22 protein-coding genes, 1 tRNA gene and 1 pseudogene are annotated in these 22,398 nt (G+C 66.8%); 12 read left to right on the top strand and 12 right to left on the bottom strand.

Annotated features, from left to right (window positions below):
• Window positions 1–33 precede the first annotated feature (33 nt).
• Entirely contained in the window at window positions 34–852 is an 819-nt protein-coding gene (locus ACFOW8_RS22985; RefSeq protein WP_378553506.1) for an alpha/beta hydrolase fold domain-containing protein, read from the top strand.
• Window positions 853–1,253: 401 nt separating this feature from the next.
• On the opposite strand, the gene ACFOW8_RS22980 is transcribed toward ACFOW8_RS22985, so the two are convergent.
• Window positions 1,254–1,583, bottom strand: coding sequence for an MFS transporter (locus tag ACFOW8_RS22980; protein ID WP_378553505.1), 330 nt, complete (start codon window positions 1,581–1,583; stop codon window positions 1,254–1,256).
• 115 nt (window positions 1,584–1,698) lie between these two features.
• Between ACFOW8_RS22980 and ACFOW8_RS22975 the strand changes: the two genes are divergently transcribed.
• Both ACFOW8_RS22975 and ACFOW8_RS22970 read left to right on the top strand, forming a co-directional pair.
• Window positions 1,699–2,196 carry a MarR family winged helix-turn-helix transcriptional regulator gene (locus tag ACFOW8_RS22975; RefSeq protein WP_378553504.1) on the top strand — a complete coding sequence of 166 codons (498 nt, stop codon included), beginning with the start codon at window positions 1,699–1,701 and terminating at the stop codon, window positions 2,194–2,196.
• A 47-nt stretch (window positions 2,197–2,243) separates the two neighbouring features.
• Entirely contained in the window at window positions 2,244–2,612 is a 369-nt protein-coding gene (locus ACFOW8_RS22970; protein ID WP_378553503.1) for a helix-turn-helix domain-containing protein, read from the top strand.
• Here the strand turns inward: ACFOW8_RS22970 and ACFOW8_RS22965 are convergent.
• The 3 genes from ACFOW8_RS22965 to ACFOW8_RS22955 all read right to left on the bottom strand — a co-directional run bounded on the left by ACFOW8_RS22965 (window position 2,555) and on the right by ACFOW8_RS22955 (window position 6,809).
• Window positions 2,555–3,226: a response regulator transcription factor gene (locus tag ACFOW8_RS22965; RefSeq protein ID WP_378553501.1), complete on the bottom strand. Its 672-nt coding sequence runs from the start codon at window positions 3,224–3,226 to the stop codon at window positions 2,555–2,557. The two genes, ACFOW8_RS22970 and ACFOW8_RS22965, sit on opposite strands and share 58 nt — an antisense overlap.
• A gap of 16 nt (window positions 3,227–3,242) precedes the next feature.
• Window positions 3,243–4,481, bottom strand: a complete 1,239-nt coding sequence (locus ACFOW8_RS22960; protein ID WP_378553499.1) for a sensor histidine kinase — start codon at window positions 4,479–4,481, stop codon at window positions 3,243–3,245.
• Between the two features lie 96 nt (window positions 4,482–4,577).
• On the bottom strand, window positions 4,578–6,809 hold the full coding sequence (locus ACFOW8_RS22955) for an MMPL family transporter (protein ID WP_378553497.1): 2,232 nt from the start codon (window positions 6,807–6,809) through the stop codon (window positions 4,578–4,580).
• Between the two features lie 497 nt (window positions 6,810–7,306).
• On the opposite strand from ACFOW8_RS22955, the gene ACFOW8_RS22950 reads away from it, so the two are divergent.
• A complete protein-coding gene (locus ACFOW8_RS22950; protein WP_378554643.1) occupies window positions 7,307–7,738 on the top strand; it encodes a GtrA family protein in 432 nt (143 codons plus the stop codon).
• Between the two features lie 3 nt (window positions 7,739–7,741).
• Here ACFOW8_RS22950 and ACFOW8_RS22945 read toward each other — a convergent pair whose 3' ends face one another.
• A complete protein-coding gene (locus ACFOW8_RS22945; protein WP_378553495.1) occupies window positions 7,742–8,947 on the bottom strand; it encodes a low temperature requirement protein A in 1,206 nt (401 codons plus the stop codon).
• Window positions 8,948–9,125: 178 nt separating this feature from the next.
• Between ACFOW8_RS22945 and ACFOW8_RS22940 the strand changes: the two genes are divergently transcribed.
• Window positions 9,126–9,746 carry a hypothetical protein gene (locus ACFOW8_RS22940; RefSeq protein ID WP_378553494.1) on the top strand — a complete coding sequence of 207 codons (621 nt, stop codon included), beginning with the start codon at window positions 9,126–9,128 and terminating at the stop codon, window positions 9,744–9,746.
• A 42-nt stretch (window positions 9,747–9,788) separates the two neighbouring features.
• Here ACFOW8_RS22940 and ACFOW8_RS22935 read toward each other — a convergent pair.
• Window positions 9,789–10,933 (bottom strand): annotated as a pseudogene (locus ACFOW8_RS22935) (IS3 family transposase).
• Between the two features lie 91 nt (window positions 10,934–11,024).
• On the opposite strand from ACFOW8_RS22935, the gene ACFOW8_RS22930 reads away from it, so the two are divergent.
• Window positions 11,025–11,393, top strand: coding sequence for a tyrosine-type recombinase/integrase (locus tag ACFOW8_RS22930; RefSeq protein WP_378553492.1), 369 nt, complete (start codon window positions 11,025–11,027; stop codon window positions 11,391–11,393).
• Between the two features lie 42 nt (window positions 11,394–11,435).
• Here the strand turns inward: ACFOW8_RS22930 and ACFOW8_RS22925 are convergent.
• Window positions 11,436–11,512, bottom strand: a tRNA-Pro gene (locus ACFOW8_RS22925).
• 279 nt (window positions 11,513–11,791) lie between these two features.
• Between ACFOW8_RS22925 and ACFOW8_RS22920 the strand changes: the two genes are divergently transcribed.
• Window positions 11,792–12,046, top strand: a complete 255-nt coding sequence (locus ACFOW8_RS22920) for a hypothetical protein (RefSeq protein WP_378553490.1) — start codon at window positions 11,792–11,794, stop codon at window positions 12,044–12,046.
• Between the two features lie 168 nt (window positions 12,047–12,214).
• Window positions 12,215–12,652, top strand: a complete 438-nt coding sequence (locus ACFOW8_RS22915) for a hypothetical protein (protein ID WP_378553488.1) — start codon at window positions 12,215–12,217, stop codon at window positions 12,650–12,652.
• A 14-nt stretch (window positions 12,653–12,666) separates the two neighbouring features.
• Here ACFOW8_RS22915 and ACFOW8_RS22910 read toward each other — a convergent pair whose 3' ends face one another.
• A complete protein-coding gene (locus ACFOW8_RS22910) occupies window positions 12,667–13,041 on the bottom strand; it encodes a hypothetical protein (protein ID WP_378553485.1) in 375 nt (124 codons plus the stop codon).
• A gap of 200 nt (window positions 13,042–13,241) precedes the next feature.
• Here ACFOW8_RS22910 and ACFOW8_RS22905 point away from each other — a divergent pair, with 200 nt between their 5' ends.
• Window positions 13,242–13,490 (top strand): hypothetical protein, encoded by a 249-nt coding sequence (locus tag ACFOW8_RS22905; RefSeq protein ID WP_378553484.1) that lies wholly within the window; start codon window positions 13,242–13,244, stop codon window positions 13,488–13,490.
• A 15-nt stretch (window positions 13,491–13,505) separates the two neighbouring features.
• Here ACFOW8_RS22905 and ACFOW8_RS22900 read toward each other — a convergent pair whose 3' ends face one another.
• Window positions 13,506–14,717, bottom strand: a complete 1,212-nt coding sequence (locus ACFOW8_RS22900) for an oxygenase MpaB family protein (protein WP_378553481.1) — start codon at window positions 14,715–14,717, stop codon at window positions 13,506–13,508.
• A 75-nt stretch (window positions 14,718–14,792) separates the two neighbouring features.
• Here ACFOW8_RS22900 and ACFOW8_RS22895 point away from each other — a divergent pair, with 75 nt between their 5' ends.
• Together ACFOW8_RS22895 and ACFOW8_RS22890 are read left to right on the top strand one after the other, a co-directional pair.
• Window positions 14,793–15,416 carry a TetR/AcrR family transcriptional regulator gene (locus ACFOW8_RS22895; protein WP_378553479.1) on the top strand — a complete coding sequence of 208 codons (624 nt, stop codon included), beginning with the start codon at window positions 14,793–14,795 and terminating at the stop codon, window positions 15,414–15,416.
• Between the two features lie 166 nt (window positions 15,417–15,582).
• Window positions 15,583–16,704, top strand: coding sequence for a fatty acid desaturase family protein (locus ACFOW8_RS22890; protein WP_378553476.1), 1,122 nt, complete (start codon window positions 15,583–15,585; stop codon window positions 16,702–16,704).
• 7 nt (window positions 16,705–16,711) lie between these two features.
• On the opposite strand, the gene ACFOW8_RS22885 is transcribed toward ACFOW8_RS22890, so the two are convergent.
• On the bottom strand, window positions 16,712–18,739 hold the full coding sequence (locus tag ACFOW8_RS22885; RefSeq protein ID WP_378553475.1) for a putative bifunctional diguanylate cyclase/phosphodiesterase: 2,028 nt from the start codon (window positions 18,737–18,739) through the stop codon (window positions 16,712–16,714).
• Window positions 18,740–18,979: 240 nt separating this feature from the next.
• On the opposite strand from ACFOW8_RS22885, the gene ACFOW8_RS22880 reads away from it, so the two are divergent.
• Window positions 18,980–19,786 carry an SAM-dependent methyltransferase gene (locus ACFOW8_RS22880; protein WP_378553473.1) on the top strand — a complete coding sequence of 269 codons (807 nt, stop codon included), beginning with the start codon at window positions 18,980–18,982 and terminating at the stop codon, window positions 19,784–19,786.
• 35 nt (window positions 19,787–19,821) lie between these two features.
• Here the strand turns inward: ACFOW8_RS22880 and ACFOW8_RS22875 are convergent, their stop codons facing one another.
• Window positions 19,822–21,255, bottom strand: coding sequence for a hypothetical protein (locus tag ACFOW8_RS22875; RefSeq protein ID WP_378553470.1), 1,434 nt, complete (start codon window positions 21,253–21,255; stop codon window positions 19,822–19,824).
• A gap of 140 nt (window positions 21,256–21,395) precedes the next feature.
• Window positions 21,396–22,295 (bottom strand): helix-turn-helix domain-containing protein, encoded by a 900-nt coding sequence (locus tag ACFOW8_RS22870; RefSeq protein ID WP_378553468.1) that lies wholly within the window; start codon window positions 22,293–22,295, stop codon window positions 21,396–21,398.
• Window positions 22,296–22,398: the final 103 nt, after the last annotated feature.

Raw genomic sequence — 22,398 nt, 5'->3', positions numbered from 1 at the left:
CATCTGGGCATCGACGAACCAGTCAGGACAACTATGCGCCCCAGCACCACCGAGTACGACATTCCCTACGCCGTCGTCGACGAGACGACGCTGGCATTGGATCTGTATCGACCGCAGTCGGATACCGATGTTCCGGTCGTTGTCTACCTCCACGGCGGCGGCTGGAAAGCCGGCGACAAACGCGACAACTCCGAGGACAGATCGGCGGCGGTGGCTCGGACAGGAATCGCCGTCGCCTCGGTGAACTATCGCCTCGCACCCGAAGCGACCTACCCGGCGCCGGTTCACGATGTGAAGGCCGCGGTGCGCTGGCTGCGCGCACACGGATCCCACTACGGACTGGCCGCGCAAAACATCGGACTGTGGGGAGCCTCGGCGGGCGGCTGTTTGGCAGCGATGGTTGCGCTCAGTGCCGACGACCCAGATCTCGACGGTCATGTCGGTGACCACCCTCAAGAGCGGAGTTCGGTACAGGCGGTAGCCACCTGGTTCGCACCGACGGACCTGATAGCCAACAGTCGGCGCTCATGGCTCGAACAGCTCATCCTCGAACCGCCCGTTGAGGACTCACTCTTCGGCCACGGGCCGATCGCCGCCAATGACGAGCGCGTCAGAGCAGCGAGCCCAGTGCACCGAGTACACCCTCACGCACCGCCATTTCTCATCGCACACGGCGACCGCGACAGAATTGTTCCCGAATCGCAAGGGCGATACCTGCACGACGCATTGACTCGGGCAGGAGTTCCGTCGACGTTCTGTGTACTCGGAAACGCAGGGCACGAAGGCCATGAATTCGACACCAGAGCCAACATCGAGCTCACCGCGGCGTGGCTGAAGGCACATTTGTCGTGACATCTCGACATCCATAAGAAACCGGTACTCAGCGCTGATCAGGCCTATCGCGCTCTGGTCCGGCGGGCCCGCGCCAATAGCTCGGTCAATCCCGGTCTCGTTCCACCCGGTCGTCGCTTCGAGATCCTCGAGGATCACGGTGACCGCTTGCCCGGCGTAGCCCTACTCACCGCGGCGCCCACCATCGTCTGCATCACGGCCCAACAGGGCGTGAGTTTCTACGCGGCGATCGCGTGATTTTCCAGCTCATGCAGCTTTCCCTGGTAACGGGTCGAGCAACATCACCTACGTGCTGTTCTTCTTCGCCCTACATGGCGTCGGCCCGCTGATCGCCAACGTCGTCGGCTCGGCGGTGAGCACCATCATCGCCAAGGCCGGCGCTTCGTCGACGAACTCGAGACCTACCGCAACGAGAACCAGGTTCCGTTCGAGACGATCCGCACCTTTTGCACCCGCAACCTGACACTGATGGTGCAGCACTTCACCCGTCGCGCCCCGATGATGTCGGCGATGCGTCCGACCACCAGAAGCAGCGCCCCGAACACGATCGCGTAGGACTCCTGAATCCATTGCGCCTCAGTCGAACCGGTGTTCAGTTCCTCGATGATCGACGGGATGATTACGTTCACGATCGTGGTGTCGACCACGATCAGCGCGACACCGACTGCGATAGCGAGCAAGCCGAACCAACGCAGCATGGAAGGCTTGGCCTCAGGCTGCGCCTCGTCCACAGCAACTCCTTCCACGGTAGAATAATTCTACGGCGAAATGTGCTGGGAGGCACGTACATTGTCAACTGATGTCGTCGGCACCGCTGCGGCGGGCAGAAATGGGAGGTCAACGACGATGAACGACTTGGCAACGCGGAAAAGGCAGGACCAGGTGACCGAACGACTACGCACCTACGGGGCGACGTTTCGCGAGTTCAGCCGTCGATTTGCCGAGTTCCTGGGCCTGCACTCCACCGACGCCGAAGCCCTGATCGAGATCCTGTCTGCCGAGGAGCACGGCAAGCTACTGTCTCCGGCGCGACTGAGTGAACGCATTGGGTTGTCCAACCCGGCCACCACCGCCCTACTGAACCGCCTCGAAGCCGCCGGACATCTCGTACGCACCCGCGAACACCATGATCGACGCGTCGTCACACTGCGCGGCAGCCCCGAGGTCCACACACTCGCCGATGAGTTCTTCGGCCCGCTCGGCGTAAAGGTCGGCGCTGTCATGGCACGGTATTCCAGCGATCAGCTCGAGCAGTTCGACACCTTCCTCGCCGAACTTCTCACCGCGATGCATGTCCAACTCGACCAGCCGCGCCACCCCACGCCACCTCGCACCGAGCCGTGACTGACTGACTGACTGACTGACTGACTGACCGACTCTGCCACGACGGAGTGAACCCCGACCACCTCCGCCGGCGGCCGGTCTGGATCGAGTCCCACTCGCCCCCGCCCGGAATTGTTGGAGACGCTGCGGGCCTATATGGCGCCCATATTTCGACCGGTCTCAATAACAAAGCCACCGGCCAGTCACTGCATGTGCATCCCAACACCATCGATTGCCGCCTGCAACGGGTGAGCGGACTGACTGACGTCGATTCACCGACCGCGGAGGGCATACTGCGGGTCCGAATCGCCCTGCCGGCCGACGATATGGTGGTCCATGAATGCCGCGTAACTTCCGCGCGGCGCAGGGCCCTGCCTCTCTATCGGGGCGGTTCGACGCGTACCAGCCCCGACTGGAAGGCGAGCACCACGAGCTGAGCGCGGTTCTGCACGTCCAATTTCGTCATCGCCCGCTGGACATGGGTGCGTACAGTCAGCGGGCTGACATACATCGTCTCGGCGATCTCGTCGTTGGATCGACCTTCCGCGACCATGGTGACAACTTCGCGTTCGCGGGCGGTGAGAACCTCGAGAGATTCGGCGGCACCGAGGCGACTCTCGGGACGGGCGAGATAGCGGGCGATCAGCGTCCGGGTCGCGGTAGGCGAGAGCAGGGCATCACCTGCCGCGATGGCACGAATCGAGCGTAGGAGATCTTCGGGGCCCACGTCTTTGCCGAGGAACCCGCTGGCTCCGGCACGAAGGGCCTGTGCGACATACTCGTCGAGTTCGAACGTTGTGAGAATCAGCACTCGGGTTTCGCGCAGCGCTGGGTCGGCACAGATCGTCTGCGTCGCGGCGATGCCGTCGACGTCGGGCATGCGGATGTCCATCACGACAACGTCCGGATTGGTCGCCTGAGCGAGTTCGATAGCTTCGCGGCCGGTTGCGGCGATACCGACGACCTCCATGTCCGGTGCCGAATCGATCAGAAGCCGGAAGGTGCCGGCCAGCAGCGCTTGATCGTCGGCCAGTAGTACCCGAATAGTCATGAGTTCGTTCCTTGGGTCAGGGCTTGGGCAGTTCGAGGGGCAATTCGGTGGTGACTTCGAAGCCTCCGTCCGGGAGAGAGCCCGCGCTCAGGTGACCGCCGACTGAGACAGCTCGTTCGGTCATGCCAATCAAACCGTAGCCCTGACTGTCCGGATCCGGTTCTCCGCGACCGTGTTCGACAATGGTGGGACCGTCGTTGGTCACGCTGATCGTCAGCAGTTGCCGGGAATAGATGAGCCGCACCTTCGCCGCCGCGGCGCCCGCGTGTTTGGTGACATTGGTCAGGGCCTCCTGGATGATCCGGTACGCCGTCAGGTCGACGCCCGGTGAAAGCGATCGAGGTACACCCGTAACGGATAGCGACACCGTGCGGCCGGTCGCCTCGAAAGACGTGATCAGCCGGGGCAACTGAGCCAAGCCCGGCGTCGGTTCCAGTGGGGCGTCGGAGTCGTCCTCGCGGAGCAGGCCCACGGTGGCTTTGAGCTCGCGCAGTGCCGCGGAGGTGCTACCGGCCAGTTGATCGAGCATCTCCCGAGCCAGTTCTGGGTTGCTTTGTAAAAGGTAGGCGGCAGTGGAGGCTTGGGCGTGCGCCAGGGCCATATGGTGGGCGACGATGTCGTGCAGTTCGCGCGCGATCCGGACTCGTTCCTCCCCGACGCGGTGGCGGGCCTCCTCCTCCCGCGTGCGTTCGGCCAACTCGGCTCTCGCGTGCAGGGCCGCCAGATAGTCGCGCCGACTGCGTCCGGCGTCGGCGAAGGCCCCCGCCACCAGGAACGCCGCGATCAGCGTGAAGCGTTCCCCGGTCAGCACCGGCGCGAAGTCGTGCAGAAGCGAGGTGAGCAGCAGCGCGCCGAGTGACACGACGGGTGCGAACATGGCCGTACGCAGATGCGGTGACCACATCCCGATCGAATACGCCGCGACGACGGCCGCACCCGCCGTGAAAATCGAAACCTGGAAGCCAAGCATGCCGATCGCGACGCCGCTGAGGGTCGTCGCCGCGAGCACCGCACGCGGAAACCGCCGCCGCCACAACAGTGTCACCGACGCCAGCGCGGACCAGCCCAACACCGCGAGCGATACCGGTCGGCCGATCTCTACCGCTTGCGCGCTATTACTGTCGGCCAACGTGTGCCCACTATCGCTATCGACAAGCGTGCTCACAAACGTGGCAACAACGCACAGCACAATGGCGACGACCAGATCGACGACGCGGCGGTGCCGTCGCGACCACTGCGACCATTCGTCGCTCATAGGGGCTCCTTCTCGCCTGTGCGAAGCCTAATCGGCAGGTTTCGAAATGACGGGTAGGCCGCACCCTTCCAGGACGGCCTACCCGTGTGATTCGATTCAGACTCGGCTGGATTCGAGCTGGGGACCAGCCTCGGCGGCTTCGACTCGGTTCAGGCTCTCCCCTTCCACGTCCGCGTTCGGCAGAATCTTCGCCAGCCACTGCGGCATCCACCATGCCTTGTCGCCGAGCAGTGCGAGCACTGCGGGGACCAGCGTCATGCGGACGACGAAGGCATCGAAGAAAACCGCCGAGGCAAGGCCCAGGCCCATCATCTTGATCATCAGCGCGTCACCGCCGATGAACCCGGCGAACACCGCGATCATGATGGCCGCAGCAGCCACCACCACGCGTCCGCTGTGCCGGAATCCGGTAACGATCGCGTCGTGGGAGCTTTCCCCGTGCGCGAAAGCCTCACGCATGCGGGTGACGAGAAAGACTTCGTAATCCATCGCGAGTCCGAACACGACCCCGATCAGGAAGATCGGCATCATGCTCATGACCGGTCCGGTCTGGTCGATTCCGAGCAGGCCGGCCAGCCAACCCCATTGGAAGACCGCGATGATGACGCCGAATGCCGCGCCCACCGAGAGCAGGAATCCCAGCGCTGCCTTGATCGGTACCGCGATCGAGCGGAACACGATCATGAGCAGCAGGATCGCCAGCCCGACCACAATCGCGAGGTAGGGCAACACCGCGTCCGACATCTTCTGGGAGACGTCGATGTTCACCGCGGTCGTACCGGTGATCAGCACGCTGGCACCGGTCGCTGTCTTCAGATCGCCCGCCTCACCGCGCAGTGCATGCACGAGATCTTTGGTCTCGGTCGAGGTCGGTCCCGTGGCGGGCACCGCGGTCAGCAAGGCCGTATCGTGGGCCTCATTGAATATCGGGGGCGACACCGAGACGACACCGTCGGTTGCGTCCAGGGTCTTGGAAACCTGATCCAATGCGGCGTCGGGATCAGCGACACCGCGCGCGTCCACCACCATGGTGAGCGGCCCGTTGAAGCCGGGACCGAACCCTGCGGCCAACGCATCGTAGGCACGGCGCTGTGAGGTCGACGTCGGTTGTGATTCGTCGCCGGGCATACCCAGCTCGAGGCTCAGTACTGGCAAGGACAGCGCGCCCATGCCGAGCAAACCGATCAGCAGTACCGCGACCGGCCGCCGGACGACGAACTCGGCCCACCGCACGCCCATGCTGGGCTTCTTCACCGGAATCGGATCGGACGGCATCGGATCTCCGCCGACATGTGACGGAGTGTCGGCGGACGCCGCTTTGCGTGCGGCGCGTGGCATGACCGCGTTCTGGAAGAACCCGAGCATCGCTGGCAGCAGCGTCAAGGCGATTGTCACCGCGATGGCGACGGTGCCCGCCGCGGCCAGACCCATTTGGGTCAGGGCTGTCATGCCGACGACGGAAAGCCCGGTCAACGCGATGATGACGGTGAGTCCGGCGAAAACGACAGCGGATCCGGCGGTTCCGACGGCCCGGCCCGCGGCTTCCTCAGCGCTGTATCCGTCGGCGCGTTCGGATCGATAACGGGACACGATAAACAGTGCGTAGTCGATGCCGACTGCGAGACCGAGCATCACAGCGAGAGTTGTTGCCGTGGTGGACATCCCGATCGCCACGATCGAGGCGATGCCCACGGCGATGCCGATCAACGCGGTGAGCAGCGGCAGACCAGCCGCTGCCAACGCCCCGAAAGTGATCATCAGGACCAGTGCCGCGACGGCAATACCGATGAGCTCGGTGATTCCGCCGATTTCAGGCTGGAGCTCGACGGCGGTCCCGCCGATCTCCACGGTTACCCCGGCCGCCTTGCCAACCGCTACCGCGTCGGTAAGGGCTGCTTTGCTGGCATCGGTGAGGTTGTCGGGGGTCTCGCTGTAGCTCACGGTCGCGTAGGCGGTCGTTCCGTTCTCGCTGACCGCCCCGGTCTCGAACGGATCGAGCACGTTGCTCACCTGCGCACCGCTCGCCACATCGGCGACGATCTTGCCCACTGCGGCCTTGTTCAACTCGGAGCCGATCGACTGACCCTCAGGTGCGACGAAAACGATTCGAGCCTCGGCACCATCGGTTTTCGCGCCGGGGAATCGCTCGCCGAGCAGATCGAATGCCTGCTGGGATTCGGTCCCGGGGATCGAGAACGAATCCGGCGGAGGGGTCGGCGCCCTGGCCGCCCCCACTACGAGCGCGGCCAGAATACCCACCCACAACACGACGACCAGTCGCCGTTTCTCAAAAGCAAACCGGCCCAACCGGTACAGTAATTTCGCCATACGACCATGTTGATTCGGCGGCTCCGTAGTCAGCATCGTGCACACGGAGGACATTGCTCGTACTGCATTCGCAGTATCTGTGGGATCGGACGCGCACCAGACCGCTCGGCTCGCCCTCATTGCCACGCTTCCGAAATCACAACTCGGCCCGCCGAACCGCCCCACAGTCGGCACTGCTCGGCGGCTGCAGCGATCGCCGAACTCGACCGCGAACGCTTGACCTCACGCATTGCCGGCCAACGCCACGTGCGCTGAGAAGTCAGCAATCCGCTCTCAGCGACAGTGCCGCGTACACGTAGGACTCTTCAGCTCTGTCACCTAACCCGCCACCAACCATTTCCATGAAAGAATAGTTCCATAGAAAAAATACTGGGTGAGATTGGACGCCCTCTCTCACTTCTATCCTTGCGGTGAGAACTTCGACGGTGCGGCGTGAATCCAGCGGCCAACCAGGGTGCTCTCGACCCAAGCCACGCGTGTCGTGTACCAGCACTCGCCTGCCATCGTCCACACTGCGGATCCAGCGGGCCGTGGGCTATCTGCGCGGCGACCGCGTATTGCCCCAGCTGATACGGTTCTCGCTGGTCGGCGGATCGAGCAATATCGCCTATGTGGCCTTGTTCTTCGCTCTCCATCGTGTCGGACCGCTGATCGCCAATATCGTCGGCTCCGTGGTGAGCACCATCATCGCCAACGAATTGCACCGCCAGCTCACCTTTCACGCCGCCGAACGCGTCGGCTGGTTCACCACACAATGGGAAGGCGGCGGCTTGGCGCTGCTGGGACTGGCCATCACCACCGCAGCCCTGGCCGCTCTGGGCGTCTGGGCGCCCGGCCTCGGCGACATCGCCCAAGCACTCGCGGTGCTCACCATCACCGCAATCGTCGGCGGCATCCGGTTCCTGGCCCTGCGTGACCTGGTCTTCTGACCACTATGCGTGCCGCGTGCGGAGAGCCTCCGAGACCACCGCGCCCACAAGAGTGACCATCACACCGAGCACCAGCCACACCCCGCCGATATGGGGCGCAGCCCAACCGAGCGTGAGTGCGACGACCGAGCACGGCAGCGACCACCGCAGCAACCATTTGGCCCCGGCATAGCGCATGCCGCTGACTCCACACACCACGAAGAAGGCGGCAGCACCACCGCCGAGCAGCCAGCCCAGCCCTGCAGGTAGATGACCCGACGGGTGCGCGGCGACCAAACCCAACCCACTGGCGACAGTGGCGATCGCGCCGCTGACCCCGCAATGGGCCGCCATCACCCGTTGGTAAGGCAGACCGACCGCGTCCGGCGCCTCACCCGTCAGGCGCGGCACGAACCCGTAACGCAAGCTCAACGCCCACATTGCGACCAGACACAGGAACGATCCTGCCCCGACCACGCACACCGGGAGGGTCCATTCCTCCACGGAAATCGCCGCGATCACCAAGATCACCCCCTCACCGAGCATGATGATCAGGTATTGGCCGAGGCGTTCCCCCAGATGCGGCGCATCGGCATGCAACGCCTGCAATTTCGGCGGTTCCAGTGCGCCGGACCGCCGACCCGGACCACCACGCGGTGGCCCGCCGCGACCGCGACGCAACCGGGCACGCAGCTGCTGCTCGGCACCGACCATCATCCGTTCGGAGTCGATCGCGAACATGGTCCACAGATCGATCCCCAACCCCACCGCCCACAGCACGAACTTCCACGGCGCGGGCACCCACAACGACACCAGCCACGGCACGGCACCCGCACCGATCTGCGCGATCGGCCAATCCACCACGATCTGGCCGCGCTTCCACACCACCGACGACGCCACCCGCACCACCACATAGATCGCCGCGAAGACATCCATGTGCTTGTCGGGCGCACCACCGACCGCTGCCATCATCACGCACAACCCGAACATGCACCCCAACACCATCGTGGTGCGTGCCTGCTCTCCCGCGACATTGCTGTACACGGTCACGCACGCCCACGCCACCCAAAATGCCAGGTACAACACCATATACAAGCCGAACTCGCCCAGTGACGGGCCGCGGTGCAACAGGTGGGTGAGCTGGCCGATCCCCGCCACCGCCACCAGGTCGAAGAACAGCTCGGTCCAGTTCGCGCGCCGCTCCTCGGCGCTGTGCTCAGGTTGGGCCATCCGACCAGTATGTGCTGGCGGGCAGCCGGGCTCAGCTAGCTCGCGGTCGTGTCGCGGCGCGTGTGTAGCTCGCGCGCACAGCACTCCACACCGCGCCCGTGCGCGGTTCGGACAACCTCTGGTTGCGGTTCGGTACTCCGCGAAGCCGGGGCCAGCCTGCTATGCGCTGTCGCAGTAGATGAATGGCAAGCCGGTGGCACCACCACTGGGGAACCAGATTCAATTCGCCAGCAGTATCAAGCCCAGTTCTCAATCTGTGCACGGCATCGTCGAGAAGCTCGGCATCACCTCGCTCGAAGGCGAGCATCGCAGCGCTCATCGCAGCCATGAAAGCATCGGTAAGCGCCAGATCTATCACATCGATGACGTCAGGTGCATCTTCCTCGGCGAGGTCGTCAATACCGACTGCTGTGTAGGAGCGCTCGAGCACAGTCACAAGTTCAGCATCCGACGCCCTCGATTCGGCCCGCCACCCAAAGATCAGAGCGGAAAGATCGTCGAGGCTCCTGAGCATGAGCAGGACCAAACACTGTTCGCTTGCTGTGGTCTGCGCCGAGTTCCGAACCTTCGACAGGAGCGAGTAAGCGCGCGCAGAAAACCCTCCCAAGTGGTAAGCCGCAGCCGCAACCACGCGGTGGAATTCTCGATCATCTGTCTGGGGGCCTCGCGCAATCACGGACTCGATCGCTACCGCCGCATTCTCGAAGGCGCGTCGGCTGAGCTCGCGAGATCCTTCCGCCTCGATAAGGCGCATCCCACTTCCGAGCAACGCGTAACCGTAGTGAGCGGTCCCCGATGACGAGCCCACCCGGTAATAGAGCCAGGTGATTTCGTTCGGTGTTCAGTTGGTCCCGCAGACCACCGGGTGGTGGGTGTGGGTGCAGGCCGCAGCGTACTCGGCCGGCGTCATGTAGCCCAGCGCCGAATGCCGGTGCCGCTGGTTGTGATCGGCCTTGAAATCTCCGATTACCACGCGGGCTTCCAGCAGGCTGGTCCAGTGGTTGCGGTTTAGGCACTCGGTCCGCAACCGCCGATTGAACGACTCGACGAAACCGTTGTTCCAGGGTGTGCCCGGCGGGATGTAGGAGATTCCGACCCGGTCGGCGCAGAACTGTTGCAGGGCAGCCGAAATCATCTCCGGACCGTTGTCCATCCGTAGCACCCGCGGCGGCCCGCCGGTCGTGACGAACACCTTCGCCAGCTCGGCGACCAGCCTTTCACCGGTGATCGAGCGTTCCACCACGTGCAGCAACGATTCGCGGGTGTGTTCGTCGATCATCGACGCGATCTTCACGGCCCTTCCGTCAACGGTGGAGTCGAACTGGAAATCCAACGCCCACACCACTTTCGGAGCATCCGCATCGACGGCAGGCACGGAGGAGACACCGGCCCGTTTTCGGGGGTGATGTTCGCGGGCCTGCAGGCCCTACTCACGCCAGAGCCGGTGCACCTTCTTGATGTTGACACCCGCGCCCTCGTCGAACCGCAACGCCGCCCAGGCGCGCCGGAATCCATGACCGGGGTGTTTCACCGCGTAGGCGCGCAGCCAGGTCCGCAAACCGGCGTCCGGATCGGCCGGGGTCTGCGCGGCCGGTAGCCGCCGATAGGTCGATCTGTGAAGCCCGACGACCTTGCACGCGAACCGTTCGGACATGCTCTTGACCTGGGTGAGCATGTCCACGGCGCGGCGCTTGGTCTCCGGGCTCAGAATTTTCCCTTCGCGATCTCCCGCAGCGCGTCTTTCTCCAGCTCGGCATCGGCCAGCAGCCGCTTCAACCGGGCGTTCTGCTCGCGCAGCTCTTTGAGCTCCTTCGCCGCGTCGGTGTCCACACCGCCGTACTGGCGACGCCAGTTGTAGAGCGTCGCTGTCGATACCCCGATCTCGGCGGCGACTTCCTCGCCGGTCTTCCCGGCGGCGGTCAGCTCGTCGGCTCGCCGCAGCTTCCGCACGATGTCCTCCGCGGAGTGCCGCTTGCGTCCAGCCATGTCCCTCAGTGTCCCTTCTCGGCCCTCACCAGGCCAAACAGGACTCTAATGCCGGGCGGTCTCATTCACCGGGGACGGCCCAATTCGGCCGATGCTGCTCGATCGGATTCAAGCGCGCAAGGACAAGCCGGATGCTCGTCTGTTCGTCGGGCCGCGCGGCGGCAAGATCCAAACCGGCGTGCTGCGCAAGGCGACGCACTGGGATGCGGTCGTGGCCGCACTCGGCTATGAGCACCTACGGCGGCACGACCTCCGGCACACCGGGCTCACATGGTTCGCCGACGCCGGAGTGCCGATCCATCGGCTACAGCAGATCGCCGGGCACACGGACCCACGGATCACGCAGCGGTACCTACATCCGGACATCGTGGCGTTGCAGGCCGACGGCGACATGCTCTCCGCGCACCTGAGATCGCCGAAACGGTCCCAAATTGGTCCCAAGCTTCGATTGGTCCAGTGACAGCAAAATCCCCTCCGAAGCAGGTCGGAGGGGATTTTTGCATGGTCGGGCTGACAGGATTTGAACCTGCGACCACCTGACCCCCAGTCAGGTGCGCTACCAAGCTGCGCCACAGCCCGTCTTGCCCCCGTCTCCGGGTGCTCGAAAAGGTTACCGCACCGAGGTTCGCAGGTACTAATCGCCTGGTAGATGCACTGTTTTGGGGGTGGGAGCGGGGTGGTGAGGAGCCGGCCAGTGGGTGCCGGGCCGTCAGCTTCCACGGTGAGGACGAGTATCTCTGGGGACCTTGGTCGAACGCGGTGGGGACCAAGGGCTCTCACCTCAGTGTGGGTGACGCGGGAAAGTTGTCGGCGGACCGCGAACCGCCGGTTCGTTCGCACGACGTCGGAGGCATGGCCGTGAGCGACAGCACGAACAATGAGGTGTACCACAGTGCGCCGGGCACGAGCCTGGCCGATCCCTACAATATCCCCGGCATCCTGTTCTTCTTCGCCGGTGTGGTCGGACTCGCGTCGACCCTGACCGCGGCTGGTTACGGCTTCGGGAGCTGGGCTGCCGTGGGGGCGATCGTCACGGCGGTGTTCTTCGTCGCCAGCATCACCGTTTTCGTCGTCGAGCACGAGCGGCTGCGCAGGCTCGCCCTGCGGCATTGACAAGGCTCCGCCGCCGTCGGCGCAGATGTTCGAGGCGGCAGGGCTGATGAGATTGCCGTTGGTTCCCATCACCGCCGCGCGGAGGCACCTACCTGTCGTGCAGGAGCGCACGCGGTGAATCCGCCACAGCATCCCGGTTCGACCGGTCCGGACGACAGCGGAGGATTCATGTCGACATTTCAGCAACGCCGGGCCCAGCGCGCCCGTCGCGCGGCCCTGGTCGGCGGCGCCGGTTTCGTCGCCTTCCTGTCCCTTGTCGGCGCAGTCGACCTGATCGGCCGCGGCGCCGAACTCGGCTCCCCACAGCTACCCGTCAGTCCCGTCCTGGTCGGGCTCCTGCTGGTCGTTGTCATCGGCGTGCCGATGACAACGACCGCGGAACTCGCGCTGCGGGGGCGGACCGGCGCCGCTGGCGCGGGCATGGGTAGCGGGCTGCTCCTGCTTGGCTGGGTGGCGATCCAGCCGCTGCTCGTCGGCCAGGCTCATTGGCTGCACCTCGCCTTCGGCCTGCTCGGCGTATTCGTGGGTCTGACGGGCTTCAGTCTGTACCGGCTGACGCACGGGCCGGGGCCGGCGGGGTTCCGCTTCGACACCTCGCCGGCCTGATGCCCTGCCCGCTGTCAGGCGCCGAGCAGGCGGATGTCGGTGTCGAGTAGCGCCGCGAGCTCGGCGAGCCCGCGGGCATCGCTCTGCCCGCCGACGCGGTGGACGAGATCGGCCCTGGTGATGACGAGCAGGCCATCGCCGTCGCCTGGTCCGGTGTGCACGCCGAGACGGCCTTGCGACATCACCAGCCGAGCATCGGGCGAGGTCACCGCGAGAAGCTCGCGGAGGTCGGCCTCGGTCACGATCGCGGCGGCACCGGTCTCGTCGTCACCGTCGCGCAGCGCTTCCGACAGCTCACCGCGGAGCCGCCGCACGGTTGCCTCGTCCCCCGCGTCACCCGCGGTGGTGATGTCCTGTCGCAACTGGGCGATCATGTCCCGGTCGACCATGGGTTCCCTCCGTTTCGGCTCGACTGCTCTTCCGGTGGCGGTACCGCGTTGTCGGCGCCGTAAACCGGAGCCAGGCATATCACCGCGAATCGAGGGTTTGGACTGGGCCGGGACTGGGCAGAAATAGCCTGTTGCTTGTTCGCGGTTCCGCGCGGCGGCACGTCGCTGATGTCCAGGGAGCGGAGAACAGGTTGCTGAACGTGCTCGATCTCATCCGGGGAACACGTGCGTCCGAGGTGGTGGACGGTGCGTCCACGCCGGCTGGGCGGCTCAGGGCGGGCGATGTGGTACTCGATGCCACACGCAGCTACCGGGTGATCAGCACGAGCTTCAGCGACGCGCGGCGCGCCGGGCGGGTCGTGGCCGATACCGCGGATCTGGTCACCGGTCGGCTGCGGGTGCTCTACTTCCGCAGCGCCGACACCATGGTCACCGTCAAGGCGGCATAGCCACACCCCCGCCGGTCAGGCGGCGTCGGTGAGCCGCGCGGCCGCACCGCCGATCGTCGGTCCGGTCTCGACCACGGTGCGCATGAACCGTTCCTGTTCCCGCGCACCGCGACGCGCCGCGCGGTCGAGGCCGCCGGGCAGCTGCCGGGTCGCCGAGCGCATCGTATTCGTGGGAATACGCAACGCTGGATACCACGGCACGACCACGGTCGGCAGGCCGAGCGCGCGCATGGTCCGGCGACCGAGGAAGGTGCCGGTCACCGACAGGTGCTGGGCGTAGGCGAGGCGGCGCCGGAGCGCGGGGAACCGCTCGAAGTTCCAGGACAGCGGATCGCGCGACATCGGCACCGCGAGCGCGGTGGTCGACTCGTCGGGGTCGGCGAGGGCGGACAGCGTGTGCACGAGGACCCGGACTCCGTCGCGGAAGGAACGCGGTAGCCACTGCTCCTCGACACCGAGCAGCCAGCCGACATAGCGGACCAGGTGGGCGACGGCGTCGGCTTCGGCGGGGCGCAGCAGCAGACCCATGCCTAGCCCGCCCACCGCCGGGGCGATGAAGGCGCCGACCAGCGTCGCCGCCATGTCGGTCTGGTTGATCGGCAGGCCCCAGTCCTCGGTGCGCCAGTCCGGCATGGCGGCCACGTGGCGGCGCACGAACGCGTGGATGAGGCGCACCCGGATCGTGGATCGGTGGCCCAGACCCGACGGGGCGAGCGCGTCCGGTGCCACGACATCCATCGCCCACCGCATCGTCTCGGCCCACCGCTGATTGGAGCCCTTTTCCAGAGCGCCCGTCCGCAGCAGTGTCTTGTTGAAACCGGAGAACTGGTAGCCGCCGAGCATGGCGACGTCGCGCGCGATGTACATGCCGTCCGCGCCGCTGCACAGCAGCACCTTGGCCGCGCGTGTCAGGGTCTCGTGATCCACCCAGTCCGGCACGGTCTCGACCTCGGTGAAGAACGCGCGCAACGGTTCCGGCGCCTCGGGAACCGCGGCGATGCCGTGGGTGAGCGCGCGATCGAACAGCGGGCGGGTCTGCGCGGTGCCGGTGCGGACCATCCAGTCGACGAGGTCGTCCATCGCGGCGTCGCCGATCAGCAGCCCCTCGCCGAGGTGCCGCCACTGATCCCGGTCGGGCGGGCGGACACCGAGCAGCGCCGCGAAGCCGCCGACGACCGCCGGGGTGCGGTGGGGGCGATCGGGATGACGGGTGGGGATGGTGGCCATCGGCACTCCTCGTTGAGCGACACAAACTGGATAACAGCTGATGTCCAAGTGTGGTCGGCTGCTAGAGTGCTGTCAATGGCGCGTGCGGAGGTGGTTCGGCCCTACCGGGGGGTCAGCGCGGCCAGTCGACGCGATGAACGCCGCGACAAACTGCTCGCCGCGGCCCGCCGGATCTGGGGCGAGGCCGGGCCCGCCGAGATCACCGTGCGCCGCGTGTGTGCCGCCTCGGGGCTGACGCCGCGCTATTTCTACGAGCACTTCAGCACCAGGGACGCGCTGGTGCTCGCCGTCGCCGAGCAGGTGCACGAGCAACTGTTCGCCACGCTGGTCGCGGCCAGTCAGGCCGAGCCGGGCACGCTGAAGCGGAAACTGCTGCGCGCCTTGACTACCTACCTCGACGCCATCGCCGACGACCCGAGCGTTTACCGGATCCTCACCAGCGATGTGCACAGCGTCGCCGGACTCGAGGAGCTGCGGGTCCGCGCGATCGACATCGTCACCGATCTCGTGCTGCGGTACAGCGCGGAGTTCCTCGACGCCCCCGCGGACCCGGATGTCCGGCGCAGGGAGGCGCTGTTCGTCGTCGGCGGGATCAACCAGCTCGTCGATGCCTGGCTGCGCGACCCCCGTCAGCCGACCGCAGAGGTCGCCGCGCTGTGCACCGAGCTCGCGCTCTCGGTGGTGCGCAGATCCGCCTGAGGATCTCATACCGCAGTCTCATTCCCCTTCCCTACCAAGGGCTTACCGCCGACGAGATTTCCGCCGATAGCGTCGTCGACATCGACATCGGCGCACCACCGCGATCGACCGGACCACTCCTCGGACGGCGGCGGTGACGTCGTGATTCCCCCTCCAAGGAAGTTCTATGACGACATCCGCGCTCGTTCCCGAACCCGTTCCTCCCGCACCGCGGCGCCGCGCCGACAGTGACTACGCCCGGCTGCTGCGCCAGGTTTCCGAGGCGGGGCTGATGGACCGCCGTCCCGGCTACTACGCCGCCCGGCTCGGCCTCGTCGGTGGCGCGTTCATCGCGGGCTGGGCATCCTTCGTGCTGGTCGGTGATTCGTGGTGGACCCTGCTGGTCGCGGCGTTCATGGCGGTGACGTTCGCACAGGTCGCACTGGTCATGCACGATGTCGCGCACCGGCAGGTCTTCCGGCTGCGGCAATCGGCCGAACTCACCGGGCGGCTGGTCGGCAATCTCGGTATCGGCCTCGGCTACGGCTGGTGGCAGGACAAGCACACTCGCCATCACGCCAATCCGAACCACGAGGATCTCGACCCCGATGTGGCGCCCGACATCCTGGTCTGGTCACAGCGGCAGGCGCGCGCGAGCCGTGGTCTGCCTCGCTTCGTCGGGCGGGCCCAAGCCGTGCTCTTCTTCCCGCTGTTGCTGCTGGAAGGGCTGAATCTGCATGTGGCCGGGGTGCGGGCGCTGCGCAATCGCGCGATCAAGCACCGCGGGCTGGAGGCCGCGCTGCTGTTCGGCCATGCTGCCCTCTACCTGGGCGCGTTGTTCCTCGTCCTCCCCGTGGACAAGGCACTCGTGTTCTTCGCCGTCCACCAGGGCCTTTTCGGCGTGTACATGGGGTGCATCTTCGCGCCGAACCACAAGGGTATGCCCACCCTGACCGGCGACGACCGCCCCGACTACCTGCGCCGCCAGGTGCTGACCTCCCGCAACGTGCGCGGTGGGGTGCTCACCGACCTCACCCTCGGCGGGCTCAATTACCAGATCGAGCACCACCTGTTCCCGAGCATGCCGACGCCGAATCTGCGCCACGCCCAGGTGATCGTCCGCGACCACTGCGCCGACATCGGCGTGCCGTACCACGAGACCGGGCTGGTCACCTCGTACCGCGAGGCGCTGCGGCACCTGCACCGCGTCGGCGCTCCCCTCCGCTGCCCCGATCCCCTTCGGCCTCGGCGGGCGGTTCGACGACGATCGGGCGGGACAGCGAACCGACCACCGGCGGGGCGAACATAGCGTCAGCTCACCGGGGGTCCGCCGGGGTCGCCTGTTCGAGCAGTGCGCTCGCCCGCTCTTCCGGCATCGGGCGGTGAAAGTGCCAGCCCTGGGCGGAATCACACCGCAGCGCGCGCAATTGCTCAGCCTGGAACGGGGTTTCGACGCATTCGGCGGTGACGGTGAGGCCAAGCGTGTGGGCCAGACCGATGATCGTCTCCAGCACGACGATGTCGGTGGCGGAAACGCTTTCGCAGAGCTCGATGCCCTCGATGAACGGCCCCGCCAGCTTCACCACCCGCAGCGGGAGCCGGCCCAGGTAGGCCAGGTTCGAGTATCCGGTACCGAAATCGTCCAGCGCGATCCGGACTCCCGCCGCGGCCAGTGTCCGCAGCGCGGTCAGTGGGCCGTCGTCGGCGGCCATGAATACCCGTTCGGTCAGTTCGAGCTGCAGCCGGTCGGCAGGGAGCCCGGTCGCCGCGAGGATTCGCAGCACGCGAGTCAACCACGCCGGATCGGCGACCTCGGTCGCGGACACATTCACACTGATCACCGGGGCCTGGTCCGGATTCCGGTCGAACCAGCGGCGCGCCGCGCGGCATGCCTGTTCCAGGACGTAGGCGCCCAGCGCACCGATATGTCCGTCGTCCTCGGCGAGATCGATGAATTCGGCGGGCGAGAGGCCCAACTCCGGATGCTGCCACCGCACCAGTGCCTCCACCGCGCCTATCCGCCCACCGGCGAGTTCCACGATCGGCTGATAGTGGAGGAAGAACTGGCCGCCGGACAAGGCCTCCGGAATCGCCGCGGACAGTTCGGCACGGACATGTTCGCGCCTGCCGCGCGCCGGGTCGAATTCGGCCCAGCGGCCGCGTCCGGCTGCTTTCGCCCAGTACATGGAGGTGTCGGCGGCCTGCAGGAATTCGTCCGCGCTTGCCCGGTCCGCGCGTTCGGCCATCACACCGACACTCGCGCCGACCCGCATCCGGTGCCCGTTGATCTCGAACGGCTCGGCGAAGGCGGCGAGCACCGCGTCCGCGATCCGCGCCACCTCCCCCTGGTCCACCGGGTCCGGGATCAACACCACGAATTCGTCGCCGCCCATCCGCGCGACGAGCTGACCCGGCCGGGTGAGGCAGCCCTGCAGTCGATCTGCCGCCAGGGTCAGCAGTTCATCGCCCACCGCGTGCCCGAAGCTGTCGTTGACGGTTTTGAAGTGATCCAGATCGACGTAGCACAGCCCGACACCGGAGGTGTGGTCGGCGAAGGCCGCGGACAGGGCATCGAAGAACCTGGACCGGTTGGCGAGCCCGGTCAGCTGATCATGGTGGGCCCGGTACCGCAGGCGTTCCTGCAGGGCGCGCTGTTCGGAGATGTCCTCCACCAGTACCAGCGTGTATTGGGGGGCGCCGTGTTCATCCCGGATCAGCGACACGTTGAGATTGGTCCACACCGTGTGCCCGTCGCGGTGCGGGTAGGCCTTCTCCAAGCGCACACTGTCGCATTCGCCGCGCATCACCGCCCCGTACAGCTCCCACATGCCGGGATCGTCGTCGGGATGCGCGAGGTCGGTCACCGACAGTGCGTACATCTCCTCGGGCCGATATCCCAGCATCTCGGCGAACGCCGCGTTCACCTCGATGATCCGACCGGTCATATCGGACAGCCCGGTGCCCACTCCGGCCTGCGCGAACACACCACGCATCCGCGCTTCGCTGGCACGCAACCGCCGTTCGATCGCGGCCCTGGCCGCCATATCCGCGGCGCGGACGCTTTCCTGCTCGGACAGCAGCCAGGACCGGAATGCCCGCAGATAACCGTTGGCGAAGGCGCCGAGCGCCGCGGTCATCCGGGAGACCGGCACACCCATCGACGCGAACCGCGCCCCCAGCACATCGAGACTGCGGCCGAGCACTTCTTCGCCGACGAAGTGAGCGCGCGCCAGCTCGGCACCCACCCGCTCGACCCGCGCGAGCGCCGGCGGCTCGACGGTGACGGCGGCCAGCAGCTCGCGCCCGAGCCGCGTCAGCAGCAGCCGCGCTTCGGTCCCGCTCATCGGCACGACGTGGTCGCGCGCCCCCTCCCGGAGCGCTGCCATCCATCGGCCTGCCAGGTCGGCGTCCGAGCCGTCAGGCACTGCCCCGGGCCCGGTATCCCAACCCATGGGCTCCTATGCTAGCCGGGGTCGTCGACAGATGTGAACTACCGGCACTTCCGTCGCCGCTCGGTTACGATGACCGCATTCGCGCCGTGTGCCGGTGCCGAACATGTTGCTGCGAAAGGAAATACGGGACCGATGACCAGGCCGAGTTGGGCTCCCGACGGTATCGACCTCGATCGCCCGAGCGCATCGCGCGTCTACGACTATTTCGTGGGCGGTATGCACAACTTCGAGATCGACCGGCAGCTGGCCGAGCAGATCGAGAAGTTCACCCCGAGCGTGGCCGAGACCATGCGCGCCAACCGTGATCTGCTGCGCCGGTGTGTGCGCTTCCTCGTCGACACGGGGATCGACCAGTTCCTCGATATCGGCTCGGGCATCCCCACGGTCGGCAATGTGCACGAGGTCGCCCAGTCGCGCAACCCCGCGGCCCGTGTCGTGTACGTCGATATCGACCCCGTCGCCGTCGCGCACAGCGAGGCGATCCTGGCCGGAAATCCGGGCGCCGCAGTTGTTCACGCCGATGCCGCCGACCCGGCCGCCATTCTGTCGGATCCGCAGGTCCGCAAGCTGATCGATCTCGATCGGCCGGTGGCGGTGCTGTTTCTCGGCGTCCTGCATTTCGTGCCGGACGAGGCCGACCCGGCCGGCTGCGTCGCCGCGTTGGCCGATGCGGTCGCGCCAGGTAGCTATCTGGCGATCTCTCACGCGACCGCCGACGGGCAGCCTGCCGAGGTGCTGGAGGCACAGAAGTTGTCCGGCCGCACCTCCACCGAGATCCACCTGCGCAGTCGCGACGAGATCGCCCGGTATTTCGCCGGGTGGCCGCTGCTCGAACCCGGCCTGGTGCACATCCCGTTGTGGCGGCCCGAGCAGCCGGGCGATGTCGGCGAGCATCCGGAGCGCTCCGGCGCCTACGGCGGTCTGGCCCGCAAGGACTGACCGCCATCACCTGCCCGCCCCGGGCCGGAACACCATCAGCGCGGCGCGATGCGGAACAGGCCCGACATCGTGCCCTGGTAGAGGGTGCCGTCGGGGGCGATGGTGCCGACCATCTGCAGGGTGTTGTGGATCGCGGTACCGCCGATCAGTTTCTCCTGCTCGGTCCGGCCGGTGGCGGCGTCGATGACCGTGTAGCGGAAAGTGTCGGTGAGCCCGACACTTCCGGTCGGGAGCAGGGTGCGGCGGGTGACGGTGTAGATCTTGCCGTCGGCCACCGACAGTCGCGGGACCGCTGCCGACTTGGCGTTGCTGGTCCACACGGTCCGGCAGCCGGCGCCGGTGACGTCGATACGGACCATTCCACCGGTGAAGTCGGCGCCGGCGGGTTCGCTGGGGCCTGCGCCCTCGGGGACCGCGGGGTACGGGTAGCCGTAGGTGCTCGCGACGAACAGGCTGGAACCGGCGCCGATCGGTGAGTTCTCGGTGCCGTCGACGGCGGGTACCGAGCAGACCGGTCCGCCGGTGGCGGTGTCGAACACCAGCAGGTTCTCCCGCGGCACCGCGTTGTCGGTGATGGCCAGGTACTCGGTGCCCGAGCCGGGGCCGAAGAAGGTGGGAGTCGCGCCCGTGCCCCAGCTGAGCTGGCCGGGTTTGCGCGCGGGGCCACGGTCGTAGGGTTGACGCCAGCGCACCGACGGCGCGCCCGAAGCGTCCACGTCGACCAGGTACAGCGCGTGGGTGGTCGCGATCGCGACGCCGTCGGGTGCGGTGGAGATGCTGTTGGCGACCTGTTCGCCGGGTCCGAGCACGATCGAGCGGGCGATACCGGTGGCCGGATCGAGGTAGCCTGCGGCGGCGTTGTCGGTGGCGAACCACACCCGCCCGGCGAAATCGGCCATGACGGAGCTGACCGCATCGCAGTCACCGCCACCGCAGTGGCCCGTCACCGCCTGCCCGAGCGAGGTTCTCGACTCGATCTCCAGCGTCCAGTCCTCGCCGTCGCGGCGGTGGCCGATGCGGAGCAGGTCGCCGCTGCCGTCGACGGTGACCATCCGGTCCGCGTTGTCGAGATAGGCGTACACACCGCCGAGGAGGCTGCCCTTGGCCAGATCCAGCGACGCGACCGGCTGCGCGGTACGCGGATCGAGCAGGAAGACCTTCGGGGCCCGGTCGATGATCTCGGTGCACAGCGCCTGCGGCATGCCGTCGGCACCCTGCAGGATCGTCGGGCACGCGGCGGCGAGCTCGCGGAAGTCGCTGTCCACGTCGCCGGTGCCGGGACCGGCGAACGGTGTGGCGTCGGAGGATTCGGCGTCGCCGTGCATGGTGGCGGTGCCGAGTGGGCCGAGGTGCGGATTGGCCGGTGGTAGCGAGCCGAAAGCGGCTGTGGCCGAGCCGGTGGTGAAGGTCAGCGTCGCGGTCAGCGCCACCGCGGCGATCGCGACGGCACGACGGGGTCTCCAGAACACGGGCCACTCCCTGTGCGGCACGGGCACGCCGGACGGGAATGCCCTGCAGTGTGCGAATATTCGTATCAAGCGATTCGAATATTCACCTTGGCCGTTCAGGCTAGAAGAGCGGCCATGGGATGGCAAGAGGTCGCGGACTGTCAATCACCGGATACGTAATCGCCGAGTTCCTTGGCGGTCGAGACGAGCTCGGCGATATAGTGCGTGCGCTCGGCGAGCGGGACCGACGGGCGAAGCGGGCCGATCTGCAACTCCCACAGCGGACGTGCCTGCCGATCGAAGACCGGCGCGGACAGGTAGCTGATCGGCAGCGGCGCATCGGCATCCAGTGCCGGCGCAGGATGCAGGTGTCCGCTGGTCTGCACCATCAGCGCGTGCACCTCATCGCGGAGCGGCTGGTTCGCGGTGTCGGCGGACAGGTGCGCGATGACCCGGCCCAGTACATCGATGCGCGGCAGATCCGCGACACGGGCGCCCCACACGGCCACACCCCGCTCGGCGATCTGCGCCAAACCTTGGCCGAGCTCGTCGCGTCGCCCGGCAGGTGCGGTGTCGAGCCACTGCCGCTGGACCGCCGGGTCGGCGAACGCGACGACGGCGGCACCGGCGGGCGCCTGCAGCGGGAGCCGAAGCCCGACCTCGACGCCCGCGGGAATCCGGCCGAGGCCGCGGGTGACCGCGACGAAGACCAGCTGACCGGCATCGACCAGGCTCAGCGCCGCCCCACAGCCGACCCGGGCGGCCAATCCGTCGAGCAAGGCCACCAGATCGGCGGGGCGATCCGAGGCGGCCCTCGCCCGCGCGGCGGTGGCGAACACCGCGGGTCCGATCGTGTAACGGAGATCGGGCAGACGGCTGACCCACCGATGCGAGCACAGGGAGCTCAGAATGGCGCCGACCGTCGAGCGGCTCAGACCGAGGCCGTCGGCCAGATCTGCGGCGGCAGTGGGCTTCCCGAGCGCCGCGAGGTACTCGACGACGGCGACGACCCGATCGGTCGGCGGCGACTGCCGCGCCGTCTCCCCTGTGCGTTCGGACACCGCCGTCTCCCCGTTCACTCGAGTCACCCGATGATTCATGGTGCCTCACCGCCGTGGCGAGACAGCGGTGGGTGCCCGACCTGCCCGAACGGCCCGGAGCGCA

Source organism: Nocardia rhizosphaerae, assembly GCF_042650365.1.
GTDB lineage: Bacteria > Actinomycetota > Actinomycetes > Mycobacteriales > Mycobacteriaceae > Nocardia > Nocardia rhizosphaerae.
This window is presented reverse-complemented; position numbering and strand designations above follow the sequence as displayed.